17 protein-coding genes are annotated in these 16,896 nt (G+C 70.5%); 5 read left to right on the forward strand and 12 right to left on the reverse strand.

Annotation, left to right across the window (positions count from 1 at the left end):
• Positions 1–7: 7 nt before the first annotated feature.
• From F9C12_RS09225 to F9C12_RS09250, 6 genes are all read right to left on the reverse strand, one after another.
• Positions 8–1,105, reverse strand: a complete 1,098-nt coding sequence (locus tag F9C12_RS09225) for a homoserine O-acetyltransferase (protein ID WP_409181584.1) — start codon at positions 1,103–1,105, stop codon at positions 8–10.
• A gap of 33 nt (positions 1,106–1,138) precedes the next feature.
• Complete coding sequence (gene cysK, locus F9C12_RS09230; RefSeq protein ID WP_409465556.1) at positions 1,139–2,101, reverse strand: cysteine synthase A; 963 nt, start codon at positions 2,099–2,101, stop codon at positions 1,139–1,141.
• Entirely contained in the window at positions 2,076–2,942 is an 867-nt protein-coding gene (gene dapF / locus F9C12_RS09235) for a diaminopimelate epimerase (protein WP_409465557.1), read from the reverse strand. The genes cysK and dapF overlap by 26 nt, the downstream gene beginning before the upstream one ends.
• Positions 2,939–3,757, reverse strand: coding sequence for an arginase family protein (locus F9C12_RS09240; RefSeq protein ID WP_409465558.1), 819 nt, complete (start codon positions 3,755–3,757; stop codon positions 2,939–2,941). Before F9C12_RS09240 ends, dapF begins: the two co-directional genes overlap by 4 nt.
• A gap of 13 nt (positions 3,758–3,770) precedes the next feature.
• Complete coding sequence (locus tag F9C12_RS09245) at positions 3,771–4,562, reverse strand: YqcI/YcgG family protein (RefSeq protein ID WP_409181588.1); 792 nt, start codon at positions 4,560–4,562, stop codon at positions 3,771–3,773.
• Positions 4,563–5,609: 1,047 nt separating this feature from the next.
• Positions 5,610–6,569: a nucleoside-diphosphate kinase gene (locus tag F9C12_RS09250; protein ID WP_409465559.1), complete on the reverse strand. Its 960-nt coding sequence runs from the start codon at positions 6,567–6,569 to the stop codon at positions 5,610–5,612.
• A 106-nt stretch (positions 6,570–6,675) separates the two neighbouring features.
• On the opposite strand from F9C12_RS09250, the gene F9C12_RS09255 reads away from it, so the two are divergent.
• Together F9C12_RS09255 and F9C12_RS09260 are read left to right on the forward strand one after the other, a co-directional pair.
• Complete coding sequence (locus F9C12_RS09255; protein WP_409465560.1) at positions 6,676–7,710, forward strand: CobW family GTP-binding protein; 1,035 nt, start codon at positions 6,676–6,678, stop codon at positions 7,708–7,710.
• Positions 7,711–7,784: 74 nt separating this feature from the next.
• Positions 7,785–8,054: a hypothetical protein gene (locus F9C12_RS09260; RefSeq protein WP_409181592.1), complete on the forward strand. Its 270-nt coding sequence runs from the start codon at positions 7,785–7,787 to the stop codon at positions 8,052–8,054.
• Positions 8,055–8,065: 11 nt separating this feature from the next.
• Here the strand turns inward: F9C12_RS09260 and ligD are convergent, their stop codons facing one another.
• From ligD to F9C12_RS09275, 3 genes are read right to left on the reverse strand one after another with little or no spacing between them, the layout of a single operon-like run.
• On the reverse strand, positions 8,066–9,067 hold the full coding sequence (gene ligD / locus F9C12_RS09265) for a non-homologous end-joining DNA ligase (protein WP_409465561.1): 1,002 nt from the start codon (positions 9,065–9,067) through the stop codon (positions 8,066–8,068).
• The gene (locus F9C12_RS09270) at positions 9,064–10,140 is read right to left on the reverse strand and encodes an ATP-dependent DNA ligase (protein ID WP_409465562.1); all 1,077 of its coding nucleotides are present in this window, start codon (positions 10,138–10,140) and stop codon (positions 9,064–9,066) included. Before F9C12_RS09270 ends, ligD begins: the two co-directional genes overlap by 4 nt.
• A gap of 41 nt (positions 10,141–10,181) precedes the next feature.
• Positions 10,182–11,318: a DUF1015 family protein gene (locus tag F9C12_RS09275; protein WP_409465563.1), complete on the reverse strand. Its 1,137-nt coding sequence runs from the start codon at positions 11,316–11,318 to the stop codon at positions 10,182–10,184.
• 86 nt (positions 11,319–11,404) lie between these two features.
• Between F9C12_RS09275 and F9C12_RS09280 the strand changes: the two genes are divergently transcribed.
• On the forward strand, positions 11,405–12,931 hold the full coding sequence (locus F9C12_RS09280) for an MDR family MFS transporter (protein ID WP_409181596.1): 1,527 nt from the start codon (positions 11,405–11,407) through the stop codon (positions 12,929–12,931).
• On the opposite strand, the gene F9C12_RS09285 is transcribed toward F9C12_RS09280, so the two are convergent.
• On the reverse strand, positions 12,928–13,812 hold the full coding sequence (locus tag F9C12_RS09285; RefSeq protein WP_409465564.1) for a TIGR03854 family LLM class F420-dependent oxidoreductase: 885 nt from the start codon (positions 13,810–13,812) through the stop codon (positions 12,928–12,930). The genes F9C12_RS09280 and F9C12_RS09285 overlap by 4 nt on opposite strands.
• Positions 13,813–13,877: 65 nt before the next feature.
• Positions 13,878–14,321, reverse strand: a complete 444-nt coding sequence (locus F9C12_RS09290; RefSeq protein WP_409181598.1) for a MarR family winged helix-turn-helix transcriptional regulator — start codon at positions 14,319–14,321, stop codon at positions 13,878–13,880.
• Between the two features lie 104 nt (positions 14,322–14,425).
• On the opposite strand from F9C12_RS09290, the gene F9C12_RS09295 reads away from it, so the two are divergent.
• Together F9C12_RS09295 and F9C12_RS09300 are read left to right on the forward strand one after the other, a co-directional pair.
• Entirely contained in the window at positions 14,426–14,821 is a 396-nt protein-coding gene (locus tag F9C12_RS09295) for a DUF5313 domain-containing protein (RefSeq protein ID WP_037353431.1), read from the forward strand.
• 12 nt (positions 14,822–14,833) lie between these two features.
• Positions 14,834–15,763 carry an RluA family pseudouridine synthase gene (locus F9C12_RS09300; RefSeq protein ID WP_409465565.1) on the forward strand — a complete coding sequence of 310 codons (930 nt, stop codon included), beginning with the start codon at positions 14,834–14,836 and terminating at the stop codon, positions 15,761–15,763.
• 526 nt (positions 15,764–16,289) lie between these two features.
• Here F9C12_RS09300 and F9C12_RS09305 read toward each other — a convergent pair.
• A complete protein-coding gene (locus tag F9C12_RS09305; protein ID WP_409466983.1) occupies positions 16,290–16,838 on the reverse strand; it encodes a hypothetical protein in 549 nt (182 codons plus the stop codon).
• Between the last annotated feature and the right edge of the window lie 58 nt (positions 16,839–16,896).

Consider the following 16,896-nt stretch of genomic DNA (forward strand, 5'->3'; position numbering starts at 1 on the left):
GGGGCCGTCACAGGGTGGACAGGAATTTCGCCACCGGCGGCCCGAAACTGTCGAGGTCCGCCAGGAACGCGTCGTGGCCGAGGTCGGACTCCAGCGCGAGGAATTCCACGTCCGCGCCGCCCGCCCGCAGTCCGTCGGCGATCTGCCGCTGCTGGTGCAGCGGGAACAGGATGTCCGTCTGCGTGCCGATCACCAGCGCCTGGTCGACCCGCAGCGCCGCCAGCGCCTCGGCGGCGCCGCGGAACTCGCCGAGGTCGAACCAGTCCATGCTGCGGCTGAGGTAGAGGTAGCTGTTGGGGTCGAACCGGCGCACGAACCGGCGGGCGTGATGGTCCAGATAGGACTCGACGGCGAACTCCGGGCCGAACGCGACGTCCCCGGGCCCGGATCTCTCGCGGCCGAACCGGCGTTCCCATTCCCGGGCGGACCGGTAGGTGGTCATGCCGATTTTGCGCGCGGTCAGCATGCCGCGTTCCGGGTAGCGTTCCGGACCGTAGCGGCCGTCGTTCCACAGTGGATCCGAGCGGATCGCTTCCCGTTGCAGGGAACGGATCGCGATCGAGTACGGCAGCGAATGCGCCGCCGCGGAAATGCTGACGTGGCTGCGCGCCAGCTCCGGATGCCGCGCCAGCAGCGCCAGCGCGCTCATCCCGCCCATCGACGCGCCGACGACGCACGCCAGCCGCTCGAATCCGAGGCTCCGCACCGTGTGCGCCGCGGCGTCCGCGATGTCCTCAATGGACAGTTCGGGGAAGCCGAGCCGGTACGGCTGCCCGGTCGCCGGGTCGGCCGAGGCGGGTCCGGTCGATCCGTGGCAGCCGCCGAGCGAGTTCACGCAGACCACGTGCCACTGCTCGGTGTCGATCGGCTTGCCCGGCCCCACCATCTGCTCCCACCAGCCCGGGCTCGGGTCCTCCGCGCAGGACGCGGCGTGCGCGTTCGGCGAAAGACCGGTGAGCAGCAGCACGACGTTGCCCCCGTCCGGAGCGGGCTGTCCGAAGGTCTCGTAGGCGACGCGCGCGCCGTGCAGCACGCCGCCGCGTTTCATCGCGAATCTCTCCGGCAGCCGCGCGAACCGCGTGGCCGGAGGAATGAACTCGTGCATCATGCGTCCCCAGTGGTCGGGCGAGCGTGCGCGTCACTCGCCGAGCGAGGCCAGCCATTCGTCGTCCGAACCGTCGCTGATCCCTTCGAACCAGAAGCTGGACAGATACCGTTCGCCGGTGTCGGGAAGCATCGCGAGCAGCACCGCGCCCTCGGGCGAGTTCTCCGCTTCGCGCAGCGCGGCGGCGAGGGTCGCGCCCGCGGACATGCCGGCGAAGATCCCCTCCTCGGCGGCGAGGCGGCGCGCGGTGTCCCTGGCCAGCTCGTCGTCGATCGTCACCAGCTCGTCGATCACCGTGCGGTCCAGCACTGCGGGGACGAAGTTCGGAGCCAATCCCTGCAGCTGATGCAGATTCCACGACTGTCCGGCCAGCACGGCCGCCTTTTCCGGCTCCAGCACGACAGTCCGCACGTCCGGGCGGGCGAGCTTGAGCATCTGCCCGACGCCGGTGATCGTGCCGCTGGTGCCGAAGCCGGTGACGAACGTGTCCAGCCGTTTCCCGGCGAAGTCGGAGAGGATTTCCGCGGCCGTGGTCTCCCGGTGATAGGCGGGGTTCGCCGGGTTCTCGAACTGGCGGGCGCGGAACCAGCCGTGCTTCTCGGCCAGTTCGTCGGCGATCCGGTTGCCGCCGAGGCTGCCGAGATGGCCGGGGAACAGCAGCACCTTGCCGCCGTACGCGCGGATCAGCTTGCGCCGCTCCACCGAGTACGTGTCGCCGAGGACCGCGACGAACCGGTACCCGCGCGCGGCCGCCACCATCGCCAGCGCGATGCCGACGTTGCCGGACGTGCACTCCACGATCGTGTCGCCGGGCTTGAGCGCTCCCCTCGCCTCCGCGTCGAGGACGATGGCCAGCGCCAGCCGGTCCTTCACCGAACCGCCCGGGTTGAACGATTCGACCTTGACGTACACCGAGACGTGCTCGGGCGCCATCCGGTTCAGCCGCACGATCGGCGTGCGGCCGATCGCGTCAAGAATGCTGGAGTACAGCGGCATGACGGAAACCTCCTTCGTACACAGTGGTGGCCGGGCCGGCCAGCACGATCGGCTCCTCCTCGGCGGGCCAGCCGATCCGGAGTTCCCCGCCGGGCACCTCGACCGCCGCGTCCCGGTCGAGCCGTCCGGCCCGGATCAGCACCGCGGCGGCGGCGCAGGCCCCGCTGCCGCAGGCGAGCGTCTCGCCCGCGCCGAACTCGTGGACCCGCAACCGGATCCGGTCGCGCGCCACGAGCTCGGCGAAGCCGACGTTGACCGTCGGCGGCAGACCGGGCAGCGCCCGCACGGCCGGGCCGAGCCGGGCCACCGGCGCGCTGCCTGCGTCGTCGACTTCGAGCACGACGTGCGGATTTCCGGTGGACACCGCGGCGAAGCGGACCGGAGTCCCGTCCGCCAGCACCGCCTCGTACCGGCCGTCCCGGCTCGCGAAGCCGGACAGCGGGATCTGCTCGGGAGCGAACCGGGGGACAGTCAGTTCTATGCTGAACCTGTCGTCTCCCAGCACTTCCACCCGGTGCGTGCCGCTCGGACTGTCGATCTCGAACGACGGCGGACGCGCCAGCCCGGCCTGGACGAGCCAGGAGGCGACGCAGCGGGCGCCGTTGCCGCATTGCGGCGAGCTTTCGCCGTCTCCGGTCCAGATCTCGAACGCCGCGACCGCCGAGGCGCTGCGCGGCAGCCGGATCCCGAGGATCAGGTCGCAGCCGACGCCGGTGTGCCGGTCGGCGAGCGCCCGGCACAGCTCCGGCGACGGCGCGGGAGCGTCCCGCAGGTCGAGCACGACGAAATCGTTGCCGCACCCGTGCATTTTGGTGAACGGAAGATTCGCGCGCTGGTTCATCGCACCGCCGCGGTCGCGAACACCGGCGCGATCATGTCCATAATGGACTCCGTCGCGCGCGCGTCGACGCTTTCGTCGCCCGTAGCGGCGAACTCGGCGAGTTCGAGACCCAGGACGTCCCCGGCCGGGATCGCCTCGAGAATCTCGCGGATCCGGTGCGGCGGAAGGCCTTCCGGCACGTGGTAGTCGGCGGGCACGGTGCCCGGTTCGAGCACGTCCCAGTCGATGTGCGCCCACACCCGCGCGCCGCCGGCCGCCGCCGCGACCCGCTTCCCGGTCGCCTCCGCCGGGGCGAGGATCCGGACGCCCGCCTTGTCCAGCAGCTCGCGTTCGGGCGGATCGAGGTCGCGCGCGCCGACGAGGACGACCCGGCCGGGCTCGACGCCCGCGCCGTGCCCGCTTTCCCACAGGCCGCACGCGCCGGCGAGCGCCATTCCGCCGAGGTAGCCGGATTCCGTGGTGTCCGGGGTGTTGAAATCGCCGTGCGCGTCGATCCACAGCACCACGCAGTCCGGGAAGGCCCGGACCGCGGCCGGCAGCGTCGCCAGGCTGGCCGAGCAGGTGTTGGCCGCGAGCACCGTGCGCCGTCCGGCCGCGACACTCGCCGAAACGGCTGCCGCCAACCCGGAAAGCGTCTCCTCCGCGGCCGCGAGGCTGACCGTCCAGTCGTCGTCCCGCGGACCGGCCGGGGTGCCGACGTACCGCGGTTCGACGCCGTACCGCTCGTGCAGCGCACGCGCCGTACGGGCCGCGCCCTCGATCATTCCCGCGCCGCGGTCGCCGATGCGGCCTTGGGAAACGATCAGTTCCATCATCGCCTGTCTCCGATCAGGTAGCGGCCGCGGCCCCGTCCGGCTGCGCGGTTTCGGGGGCCCGGAAGGAAAACGGGCAGGAATCGGTCCGGTCGACGTCGTCCTCGGGCAGGCCGTACTGCCACCATTCGAGCCCGGCGACGCCGTACGAGCCGAGCTGGCGGGCGCGCGGGGCGCCGTCGTAGCGGTCGATCCTCGCCCGGATGTTGCCGCGGACCTTGCGCCCGCTCGGGGTGTCGCCCGCGACGACGTCGAACCGCTCGCGCGGGTTGACCACGAGCACGAAGTGCTCGCCGAGGTTGCGGCTGCGCCGGACCCGGTGCGCGGGGCTGCTCATGTTGAAGAACAACGGCATTCCGTTGAAACACATGGACCACGAGCTGTCCGCGGGGTCGGTGCCGACGTTCTCCGGCCACGGCGCGGGGTCGACGTGGTGCAGCTTCTGGAGCACCTCCCAGCCGAACGCCTGGTACCCGGCGACCGACCCGGCGGACACCGCCGCGGGCGAGAACACGATCAGCAGCGGGTACGCGGTGTCGAGATGGCCGTTCCAGTCCCGGGACAGCTCCACGTACTCGGCCAGCTGGACGCCGAGTCTCGCGATGGCGTCCGGACCGGCGTCCTCGGCGAAGGCGAACAGCAGCAGCCTCTTCCGGAACGCGTTTCTCGAGAAGACACAGGGGAAACCGCGGTCGGTGAGCCGGGATTCGACGTCGCGGAACGCGCGGGCGCGCCAGTCGGTTCCGAAGGTTTCGGCCTCCTGCTGGGTGGTCAGGGTGATGCTGCGGGGTTCGGGCAGTCGGTGCATTCCGGCCCTCCGGGAATGTTCTTCCTCGGGATGTGTGGTCCTTTCCGCCTTCCGGCCGGGCCGCGGGCGCGCGGAGATCGGTCGAGCAGGGTGCCCCGGCCGTCCCGCGGAACGGATTCCGGCTGGTCGGCGGCCGCCCGGTGCGGCGTCGACCGTCCGGGCACGCGAAGCGCCGCCGGTGCGACGACGGTGCGCGCGGTGGTGCTCGTGCTCGGCTGCACGCCGCTCGGGGCGCGGCGTGCCGGATGCGGTGCGATTACGGGGTGTTCGCGCAGCCGATCGGTCCAGTGCCGCGCACGGCGCGTCCGGGGCTCACCCGCACCCGTCCGTTCCAGCGCGGCACTGTGCGAGCCGCGAAGCGAAGCCGCTGGCGGTGATTCCCCCACTGGACCAGGGCTGCCCCTCAGACTCTATGGACCCCGGCAAACCGGCGCAGCGACCATCCGGGTGAACAACATTCTACGCGAATTCGGGGAATGCCGGGGAATATGTGGAGACAAGACCCGGAACCGACCAATCCGCCTGCGACATCCGGCGGAATCCGCGAGTACGGGGATGCGGGATCATCCGCGCTTGCTGGTCCGGACCACTGAAAACGCCTGTCCTGGCGGGAAAACCCCGTTGTCCACAGTGGACGATCGGTACGCGGGAGTTCCGCGCCGAAAGCGTTCGGCATTTTTTGGCTGACTGCTCATCGGTGCTTCACGCCCGCGAAGCGCCTCGCCTACCGCCGCGAAACCGATTTCCGGGAAGGCCCCCGCGACACCGCCCTGCCCTGCTGCTCCTGCGGGACGGCCCGCGGGAGCGCGAGCCCGGCACGCTGCGCGCCCTGCTGGGCCAGCACAACCGGAACCTCAGATACGTGCACGTCGCCGACGAGCTTGCCGACTTGGTCCGCGAACTCAGCCTGCCGCTCGACTCGCCGCAGCGCCGGGAAGCACTGGCGGGACTGGCCTCCGTGGTCCCGGCTGGTCTCCGAAGGCAATCGCCAACCCGGCTCCCCCGCTCGGGAACAAACCCCGGGCCCGGCGTCCATTGCAGACGCCGCTACCGCGCCGTCCAGGCCTCCGGAGAAACGGGCGGCAGCAACGCATGCGGCACCGGACGTTCGTCGTGCACCACGAACGACGCCGTCACGATCACGTCCCAGCGATCGGCCTTCTCGAAGGGCACCAGCTCGGCCAGCTCGTCCCAGCTGATTCGCGGCCCGCTCGCGGCGACGTCCCGCAACCGGGCCGCCGCGGCCTCGCCCGCCAGCGGGGCCAGCCGGGACAACGCCGCGGCGAGGTCCAGGTCGTGCGCCGGGCAGTCCGCTTCGAGGGCCGCGATCTCGGCCCGCGCCTGCGCCGTGCGGTCCTCGCCGAGATGCGCCCGCAGGTCCTCGAGGAACCGGAGCCGCTCCGGGCGGTCGAGGAAAATCGCCAGCTCGCGCACGATGTCCGCCGGTTCGTCGCCGACGTGCACGAAGTTCAGCATCCGGTTGGGCGGGTTCAGCTTCGTGCGCAGATGGTGCGGCTGGCGCCGGGCCGGGTCGCCGACGCCCTTCAGATCGCACAGCCGGACCGTGGCGGGCAGCCCCGGGACCGGGCGGACGTCACGCGCCAGGAACACCAGCACGTCGTTGGTGAGATACCAGAAAGTGCACAGCTGCAGCCGGTCCACGGTGTAGATGTGCCAGTCGTAGCGCCACACCTCGCGCATCGAATGCCGCGTGTAGCCGAACCGCGTCGTGGCGACGGGCACGAAACCGTTGTCCGCCAAGTACTCCATGATCGGGCCGAGCCTGCGGCCGGCCACCGCGTCCGGTTTGACCACCAGCATCGCCAGCCCGTCGAGGACACCGGTCGCGTCGCCGCCGAACACCGAAAGCACGTCCGCCCAGCCCTCGCGGAAGTACAGGTCGCAGCCGAACACCTCCCGTTTCTCCGGCACGACCGACAACCGCCGCCATTCCCCGGCCGTCGGCATGCCGTCGACGCGGTCCTCCCTGCCCGGCGTCCAGATCATCAGGTCATCCTGCCACGACGACGCGCTCCGTCCGCCGAGGTTGCCCCGGTCCCGGCGCCCGCTGCGGGTATCGTCGGCGGCCCGGACGTGAAGGAGGAGTGGACGCGTGGCCAGGCAGCGGGTTCCGGTAGTGCTCGTCGCGGGTTTTCTCGGAGCGGGGAAGACCACGATGCTCAACCATCTGCTCGCCAACCGCCAAGGCGTCCGGGTCGGGGTCGTGGTGAACGACTTCGGCCAGGTGAACGTCGACGCGCTCGCGGTCGCCGGGCAGGTCGACACGATGGTGTCCCTGGGCAACGGCTGCCTGTGCTGCGCGGTCGACGCCAGCGGGCTGGACGCGATGCTGGGCAAGCTGTCGCGGCCGGAGGCGGGCATCGACGTGATCGTCGTGGAGGCCAGCGGGATCGCCGAGCCGCGCGACCTGCTGCGGCTGATGATCGCCAGCGAGAACCCGGACATCCGCTACGGCGGGCTGGTCGAAGTCGTCGACGCGGTCGAGTTCGAGGCCACGCGGGTCCGGCATCCGGAATTGACCGAGCACCTGCGGGTCGCGGACCTGGTGGTGCTCAACAAGGCCGACCGGGCCGAGGCGGACGCGCTGGCCAAGGTGCGGGCGGTGGTCGAGGAGCACGCGCCCGGGGTGCCGGTGCTGGCGACTGAACGGGGACGGGTCGATCCGGGGTTGTTTTTCGACCCTCGGCCTCGGGAAAGCTACGGGCAGCTGTCATTCGACGATCTGCGGGAACATGATCATTCCGAGCATCTGCACGAACAGTACGAGAGCGTGACGTTCACCGCTGACCGGCCGCTTTCGCCTCGGCGGTTTCTCGCGTTTCTGGAGAGCCGGCCCGCTGGGCTTTACCGGGTCAAGGGGCACGTGGATCTCGGGTCGGCCGAGGCCCGGTCCCGGTTCGGGCTGCACACTGTCGGGGCGTTTGTGCAGGTGGAGCGGTCTTCGTGGGGGTCTGGGCCGCGGCGGACCGAGCTGGTGCTGATTGGCGCCGGGATTGATTCCGCGGCTGTTGAGCGGCAGCTCGCCGCGTGTGTGGCGGAGGACGATGCGCCGGATGAGCGGGGGCTTTTGCGGTTTCTGCGGTATCTGGACGAGCCTGCGGAAGAACGCCACGCCGAAGACGCGTAAACGCGCGGGTTTGCCGGAGTGGAGTCGCACTATGTCTTCGTAGCTCGGACCAGCCTCTTTGGAGGACTAGTTCCATGGCGAAGACGATTGCGGCTCGGTGGTACCTCGTAGGCGCGCTGCCGGAGGACGATCCGGTCGCGCATCTGATGACCCGGGCGGACGATCTGCGGTACCGGCGGTCCGCGTGCGGGGAGCGGGAATCGCGGACGTGGACGCCGGTCGATCTGACCGCTCCGGGGACGGGGCACGTCACGCCGTGTCCCGGGTGCGCGGGCACTTTGGCCGGAGTGCCGGCGGGAGCGGGCGCGCAGGAGCAGCTGGCGTTCGATCTGCCGCTGGGGTGAGGCCTGCCGGGTCATTCCTTCTTCGCCCGGCTCGGCGCGACCCGAGGCGGTTCGTTCGGCATCTTCGGATACACCGGCGGCCACGGCGCGTCCATCAGCCCGCCGGCCAGGTCCTCGCGCGACATCTCCAGCAGCGCCTCGATCGACTGCGGCCGGTCGTTCGCGCCGGCCCACGGATCTCCCCGTTCCGCGACCAGTGCCGGGACCGTCGAAAGCGTCAAGGCGTCCGGCTCCACTGTCGCCAGTTCGTCCCAGGCGATCGGGGTGGAAACCTGGCCGCCGACCCTCGGTCGCACGCACCAAGCTCCGAAGACCGTCTTGTGCGGCGCGTTCTGGTTGAAGTCCACAAAGACCCGTGAGCCGCGTTCTTCCTTCCACCACTGCGCGGTGATCAAGTCCGGGTGCCGCCGTTCCAAAGCCCTTGCCAGCGCCACCGCGGCGGCTCGCACTTCGTAACCGTCCCAGCGTGGTTCCAGAATCGAATACAGGTGCAATCCGCGGGATCCCGAGGTCTTCACGTAGACCTCGATTCCCAATTCGGCCAGGAATTCCCGCACCAGCACCGCTGCTTCGCGCAGCTGCGGGAAGCCGATCCCGGGCGACGGGTCGAGGTCGATGCGCAGTTCGTCCGCGATCTCCAAGGCTGCCGCGCGGTTCGGCCACACGTGGAAGCCCAGGCAGCCTTGGTTGACCGCCCACAGGACGTGCGCCAGATCCGCGGCCACCAGCGCGTCGCTGGTGGTGCCGTTGGGGGTGGAGACGACGGCGGTGGTCAGCCAGGCCGGGGCGTTCTTCGGGATGCGTTTTTGGAACCACGATTTCCCGCCCGCGCCGTCCGGATAGCGCTCCAGCAGCAATGGGCGTCCGCCGAGCCGGGCCAGCAACGGGCCGGCGACGGCTTGGTAATACCGGACGAGATCGAGCTTGGTTTCGCCCCGTTCGGGGAAATACACCTTGTCCGGACTGGAGATCGTCAATTCCACGCCGTCGACGTCCAGCGGCACGCCGCTCATCGGGCCTCCCCGAACAAATCCGCCAGTTCGGCCGGCGGGGCTTCTTCCAGCTGTGCGTAGGTGCACGATTCCGGGGTCCGGTCCGGGCGGAACCGCACCAATCGGCCGCCGTGCCGGAAGCGGCCGCCCTGGAGGTGTTCGTAGCGCACTTCCGCGACCTGTTCCGGGCGCAGCGGTTCCCACGACAGGTCCTTGTCCGGAGCCCACCGGCTGTTGGCCCCCGGCCGGCGCACCTCCTCGGACTGCCATTCCGCCCACGTCCGCCACGGATGCCCGTCCAGCGCGTTCTCCCGCCACGGGGCCAGCTCCTCGACCAGCTCCCGCCGCCGCGCCGCGGTGAAGCTGCTCGCGACGCCGACGTGGTGCAGCGACCCCTCGTCGTCGTACAGCCCGAGCAGCAGCGACCCGACGCCCTTGCCGTCCTTGTGCCACCGGAACCCGGCGACGACACAGTCCGCGGTGCGCTCGTGCTTCACCTTCAGCATCACGCGTTTGTCCTGCTCATACGGCAGGTCGGCGGGCTTCGCCATCACCCCGTCGAAGCCCGCGCCCTCGAACCGGGTGAACCAGTCCTGCGCGGTGTCCGGGTCCGTCGTGAGCGGGGTCAGATGCACCCGCTGCAAGCCGGTCGAGGGCGCGAAAATGCCCTCCAGCGCCCGGCGCCGCTCGGCGAACGGCTCCTCGGTCAGGTCCCGCTCCCCCAGCGCGAGCAGGTCGAACGCGACGAAACTGGCCGGGGTCTCCGCCGCGAGCTTCCGGACCCGGCTGGCCGCCGGATGCAGCCGCAGCTGCAGCGCCCCGAAGTCCAGCCCGCGCGGCGTGACCAGCACGATCTCGCCGTCGACGACGCATTTCTCCGGCAACGCGTCCCGCAGCAGCTCGACCAGCTCCGGGAAGTACCGGGTGAGCGGCCGGTCGTTGCGCGAGCCGAGTTCGACCTCGTCGCCGTCGCGGAACACGACGCACCGGAAGCCGTCCCACTTGGGCTCATACCAGAACCCGCCGCCGCGCGGCACCTCGTGCACGGCTTTGGCGAGCATCGGCCGCACCGGCGGCATCAGGGGTAGCTCCACCTGCGCGATCCTAAAGGGACCAGGCGCTGACCTGCACCTTTTTACCAGCGCGCCAGCACCAGCCCGCCCCGCGGCTTGGGCATGAAGTACGTCGCCTTCCGCGGCATCCGCCGCCCCGCCGCGTGCACCGCCCGCACCGTCTCGAACGGCACCGGGGCCAGGTGCACCACCGCGTCCGCGTCCGGCGGGACGGGGCTGCCAGGCAGGAGCGGACGCACGTGCGGGCCGTCCGGGTCGAGGCCGAGCGCCGAGCCGAGGAGCGTTTGTTCCACCACCTCGTGGTCGATGACCAGCGGATCCGCGGCAGGCAGCCGCACCGAGAGCGCCCGCGATCCGGCCAGCACCACCGCCGTGCCGGGGCAGGACGGCGGGGTCGCGTCGTCCGCCCAGGCCACGGCCAATCCGGCCTCCTGCCAAGCCGCGAACAGGCTCTCCGCGGAAAGCCCGGTCCCGAGGAGCACCCGGTTGATCGCCCGGATCTCCAGCTGCGCACCCTCGGTGATCAGCGCCAGCAGCTGCCCGCTCCCCGCCGCCGCCGCGACCCGGTGGTTTCCGTCCGCCACCAGCAGATCGCTCGCCGACGCCGCCTCCAGCAGCCGTTCCTGCATCTCGCCCGGCCGCACCACCCACAGCTCGTGCGGCAGTCCCGCCCGGTCCACAGTGGACACGTCGGGTTCCGCCGAACTCGCCGCTTCCTTGACCGCGGCGGTCAGCTCCGCGGCGTCGCCGACCGGCACCAGAAGCGCGGCGCTCGTCGCGCAGCCGAGGCCGTCCAGCACGGCCGCGCGTTCGGCGACCACCTCCGGGTAGACCTCCTCGGTGTGCTTCACGTGCGCCCCGGCCGAGGTCAGCTCCCGGACGTCGACCAGGCACAGCACGCCCGCGATGGTTTCGCCGATCCGGTAAGCCGCGACGAATCCGGTCTCCGGCCGGTAATGCCCGGTCAGCAGGCGTTCGAGCGTCGCACGGGCCTCCGGCAGCGCGGCCTCGACGTCCAGCCCGGCCGCCAGCGCCGCGGGCGTGCGCGCCGGATGCTGCGCGGCCAGCAGCGTGTCCCCTTCCGCCGCCGCGAGCGCCCTCGTCACCGCCTCCGGTTCGGCGAACTCGTCGACGTCCGGTCCCGGCACCGCTCCCTCGACGACCCAGCCCCGGCTGATCGGCCGCACCCATCTGTCCATGCCTCCATGATGGCGGCCAGGCGAACGCCGGGCACCGATCGATCGGCTGGGGAATGCTTGCCGAGGCGAAGGAGTTCATTCCCGGCATGGGTAGCACGAGCAGTCCGCCCGCGGCGAAACGCGCCGCCGTGGGCCTTCGATCCGAGCGGGGCCCCGTCCTCGCCGCTGTCATGCTGAGCACCGGCCTGGTGGCCCTCGACAGCACCATCATCGCCACCGCGGTCCCCTCGGTGGTCCGCGACCTCGGCGGGTTTTCCCAGTTCCCGTGGCTGTTTTCGATCTACCTGCTCACCCAGGCGGTCACCGTGCCGCTGTACGGCAAGTTCGCCGACGTCCTCGGCCGCCGTCCGGTGATGTTCTTCGGCATCGCCGCGTTCCTGCTCGGTTCGGTGCTGTGCGGGATCGCGTGGAGCATGCCGGTGCTGATCGCGGCGCGCGCGGTGCAGGGCATCGGCGCGGGCGCGGTCCAGCCGATCAGCATGACGATGGTCGGCGACCTGTACACGGTCGAGGAGCGCGCCCGGGTGCAGGGCTACCTCGCCGGGGTGTGGGCGGTCGCGTCGGTGATCGGGCCGACGCTCGGCGGCGTGTTCGCCGAGTACCTCAGCTGGCGGTGGATCTTCTTCGTCAACCTGCCGCTCGGCGCGCTCGCCGCGTGGATGCTCTACCGCAAGTTCACCGAGCAGGTGAAACGCACGCGGCACAAGGTCGACTACCCGGGCGCGACCCTGCTGACGCTCGGGTGCGCGCTGCTGATCCTGGCCCTGCTGGAAGGCGGCGTCGCGTGGGGCTGGACGTCGGCGCCGAGCCTGGCGATCTTCACCGCCGCCGTCCTGCTGCTGGTCGCGTTCGTGCTGGTCGAACGGCGCGCGGAAGAACCCGTGCTGCCGCTGTGGGTGTTCACCCGCCGCACGCTGATCGGCGGGAACCTGGTCGCTCTCGTCACCGGCGCGGTCCTGCTGGGCTTCAGCTCCTTCCTGCCCACCTACTCCGAGGGCGTGCTCGGCACGGACGCGCTCACCGCGGGCTTCGCGCTGGCCGCGCTCACGATCGGCTGGCCGATCGCGGCTTCGCTGTCCGGCAAGATCTACCTGCGGATCGGATTCCGCGACACCGCGCTGATCGGCAGCGGATTCCTGCTCGTCGGGGCGGTGATGGCGACGTTCCTCGGCCTGGACTCGGTGGTCTGGACGGCCGCGGCGGCCGTGTTCGTGGTCGGCGTCGGGCTCGGGCTTTCCGCCAGCCCGACCGTGGTGGCCGTGCAGTCGACCGTCGGCTGGGAACGCCGCGGCGTCGTGACCGCGACCAACATGTTCAGCCGCTCGCTCGGCAGCGCGGTCGGCACGGCGATCTTCGGCGCGATCGCCAACGCCACCCTCGCCGGCCGGTTCGCGAACCCGCCCGCCGAGGTCGCCGGCCATCTTCCGGAGAGCGTCGACGCCACGAGCCGCGTCCTCAGCGGCGCGCACGACAACTCGCCGGCGACGGCGTACGTGCGCGAATCGCTCGCCGGGGCCACGCACAACGTGTTCCTCGCGATCGTCGCCGTTTCGGTGCTCAGTGTCGTCGCGCTGCTGCTCATGCCCCGCAAGACCGAACAGCTGACGTTCTAGTTCTGCAGCGGCACGAGTTCGCGCACGAAATCGTCGAGGAACTGCCGGTAGTCGCCGGAGTATCCCGGCCGGACCACGAATTTCGTGATTCCGGCCTCGAGGTGCTGCTCGATCATCCGGCGCGCCCCGGCCCAGCTGGTGGGCACGAGGTCGGTGGCCGGACGGCCCGGATTGCGCTGCTGCGCCACCGCGCGCAGCCTTTCCGGGATCCCGTGCAGAGCCAGGACCATGCTCAGTCCGAAGTGGTCCGATTCGATCTCCCGGCCGGCGTCGGCGGCGGCTTCCTGGATCGCCAGCCGCGCCGCCCGGGACTGCTCCGGCGTGTGGAAACTGCCGAGCCATCCGTCGGACAGCCGGCCCGCGCGGCGCAAGGCGGCAGGCGCGGCCCCGCCGACCCACACGTCGAGCCGCTTCGCCGGACGCGGCCCGATCGTCACGCCGTCGACCTGGAAAAACTCGCCGTCGAAGGACACGTTGTCCTGTTCGAGCAGCAGCCGAAGCAAGGCGAGCGACTCGTCGAACACCGCCGCGCGACGGCCTTCCGGCACCGGGAACAGGGCGCGTTCCGCGGGCTGCGCGGGCAGCAGGCCGAACACCGGCAGCACGCGTTTCGGAGCCAGCCCGGCCAGCGTGACCAGCTGTTTCGCGACCAGCACCGGGTTCCGTCCAGGCAGGATCGCCACGCCCGTGCCGAGCTTGAGCCGTTCGGTGCGGGCGAGCGCGTGCGTCATGCCGATCAACGCGTCGACGTCCGGCGAATAGACCACTTCGGACAGCCACAGCGAGTCGACGCCCGCCGCCTCCGTCAGCTCGGCCAGACCGGTGAATTCCGCCGGCCCGGTCCCGAGCCCCGGAGCCACCCCCACCCGGATCTTGTCCACGCCCGCTCCGCTCTCCTCGACAGGTTTCCCTCGGCAGAACCGGATCCCGGCGCGAGTTCTTCCCGCTAGGCGGTCGCCGCGATGACCCGGCCCAGCGCGGCGTGCAGCGCCTCCAGTTCGGACACCTCCATGCCGAGCCGCTCCACGACGCGATACGGGATCTTCTCCGCCTCGGCGCGCAGCTCCCGCCCCTTGTCGGTGAGTTCGACGGTCAGCTGGCGCTCGTCGGCGCGGCTGCGGCCGCGGGTCACGTACCCGATCGCCTCCAGCCGTTTGAGCAGCGGCGACAGCGTCGCGGGCTCGTGCCGCAACGCCGTGCTGAGGTCCTTGACCGACCGCGGCGACTGCTCCCACAGCGCCAGCATCACCAGGTACTGCGGATGGGTCAGCCCGTGCGGCTCCAGCAGCGGCCGGTAAATCGCGATCACGCTGCGCGAGGCGACCGACAGCGCGAAGCACACCTGCCGGTCGAGCTTCAGCGGGTCCTCGCCAAGGTCGATCTCGGCCACTCGTCCTCCTCGTGCTCGGGCCCACTCTAGCGCGGGCTGCACCACACTAATAGTTAGTGTACTAATCATTAGGGTACTGTGGCAGCAGACCCCGAGGAGGAGCGATGACCGACCGGCCCGGCGTTCTCCGCTGGTTCTGGTATGCCGTGAGCGGACGGCTTCCCGAGCGCTACCGCGACTGGCTGCTGCACGACGCGACGTCCAAGCACTGGAAGGCCCGGCACGTCCTGCGCGCGACGGTGGGCATCGCGCCGCTGTGCCTGGTCTGGCTGCTGCTGCCGGCCCCGCTCGGGCTGCGGCTGGCGATCGTGCTGATGGCCGCGCTGGTGTCGTACTTCTACTCCTGCGCCTACATGGAAGAAAGCATCGACCACCGGTTGTCCCGCAACGGTTTCCCGCCCGGGACCGGCAAGCGGATCCGGCGCGAGAAAGCCGCCGAGGCCAACGCCGAGGCGACCGCCCGCTACATCGCGGCCTACCGGCAGGACCCGGCCGACTAGACTCGGGAGCCGATGAGACGCAAGCGCCCGGCCCCGATCCCGCCCCGGCACGGCCTGGACCCCGCCCGGCTGCGGCTGCCCGAGGAGGGTCCGTGGACGACCCTGCTGGAGCATCTGGTCGAACGGCTGCCAAGGGTCGCCCCCGCACGGATCGAGGAAATGCTGCACCAGCAGCGGATCCACGGCGAGAACGGTCCACTGGGGATCGACGCGGCGTACGTCCCCGGTTCGTTCATCTGGTTCCACCGCGACCTGCCCGACGAGGTCCCGGTGCCGTTCGACGTCTCCGTTCTCCACCGCGACGAACACCTGCTGGTGGTCGACAAACCGCACTTCCTGGCGACCATCCCGCGCGGGCGGCACGTCCTGGAAACCGCCCTGGTGCGCCTCCGCCGTTCGCTGGACCTGCCCGCCCTCTCCCCCGCCCACCGCCTCGACCGCGTGACGGCGGGGCTGGTGATGTTCGTGATCACGCCGTCCGCGCGCGGTGCGTACCAGACGATGTTCCGCGATCGGCTGGTACACAAGGAATACGAGGCGATCGCGCCCTATGACCCGGCGCTGGAGCTGCCCCGGGTGGTGCGCAGCAGGATCGTGAAGGAACGCGGCGTGCTGGCCGCACAGGAGATTCCCGGCCCGCCGAATGCCGAGTCCACAGTGGAACTTCTGGAACACCGGGACGGGCTGGGCCGCTACCGCCTCACCCCCGCCACCGGACGCACGCACCAGCTGCGAGTGCACATGTGCTCTTTGGGCATCCCGATCCTTGGCGACGACTTTTATCCGGAACTGCACGAGAAACCGCTCGACGACTTCACGAAACCGTTGCAGCTGCTGGCGAAAGTACTGGAATTCGACGACCCGCTGACCGGCGAACACCGCCGCTTCACCAGCCGCCGGACGCTGGCGGCGTGGGATTCGCTCGAAGCATGGGCTAGTTGAGGGCTACGGCCAGGAAATGCGCGCTGGCGTTGGCGGTAATTCCTCGATGACGCCGTTGCTGCCGGGCACAACTGTTCGGTGAGCCGACCCACGCCCGGGAGATAACGGTTGGTCGACGCAGCGACCAAAAATGCCGCTTGCCGAAGCACGCACCGGGCTTCGACAAGAGCCATTTCCACTGTCACACCTTCGATTCCGACCTCCTCCGCGACGCGCCTGAGCACCGGATCGACCACGTGCACCGAATGTCCGTCCGCAGCCAGCCAACGTGCATGCACTCCGGTCGCCCCGCTGACGTCGCGCGCTCTCCGGCCTCGGCGCAGGCGTCGCTCTGCGCACGAACTCGCGCGTGCGCAGGAATTCCAGTCTGCCCTGCGGCGATCTGACCAGCCGCGTGTTCTCCGCGGTCGCGGTGTCGTAGTGCTCAACCAAAGTCATGGCCACGACAGTGACCGAATCCCCCTTCCGCGGCAACGGAATTCCCGCGCGACGGATGCCCGGCGGCGGCAGGCATCCGTCGCGGAGATCACCTGGTCCAGAACTTGATCCCGCTCCACTGCACGGTGATCGGCCCCGCCCCGCTCGCCGTCCGATACGACCCGAATTTGTCGTAATAACTACCCGATGGGCTGGCATCGGTCTGCTTCAGCGAGCCGTTGATGTATACCTTGTGGGAGCTGCCCACCTGATTGATCGTGTTGACCCGCACCGAAGTCCCGACCGTCGCGCCGGTCGCCACCGTCTGGCCGTTCTCCACGGCGTACAGCCGGCCGCCCTTCTCCACCGCCAGCAGGAAATACGGCCCGGCGTCCGACCCGTCGCGGAACGTCTGCTTCAGGCTGGTCCGCGAGCCGCCCATGCTGGTGATCGTGAAGGAGCCCTCGAACTGGTGCGTGCCGCCGGTGTAGGTCTCGTAGCGGCGTTCGGCGCGCTGTTCGCCGCTGCCGTCGGAGCAGGTCAGCTTGAAGGTGAGCCCGCTGATCTGGCCGCAGCCCTTCTGCTGTTCCTTGTACCCCGGCGACCAGGGCTTCCAGGTGCCGCCGCCGACCTGGGCGTCCGCGGCCGGGGCGAGCATCGCCAGCCCGCACACCGCCGCCGCCAGTGCTCCGCCGATCCGGGTTCTCGTGCGCACG

This window comes from Amycolatopsis sp. GA6-003, from assembly GCF_046267895.1.
Lineage (GTDB): Bacteria > Actinomycetota > Actinomycetes > Mycobacteriales > Pseudonocardiaceae > Amycolatopsis.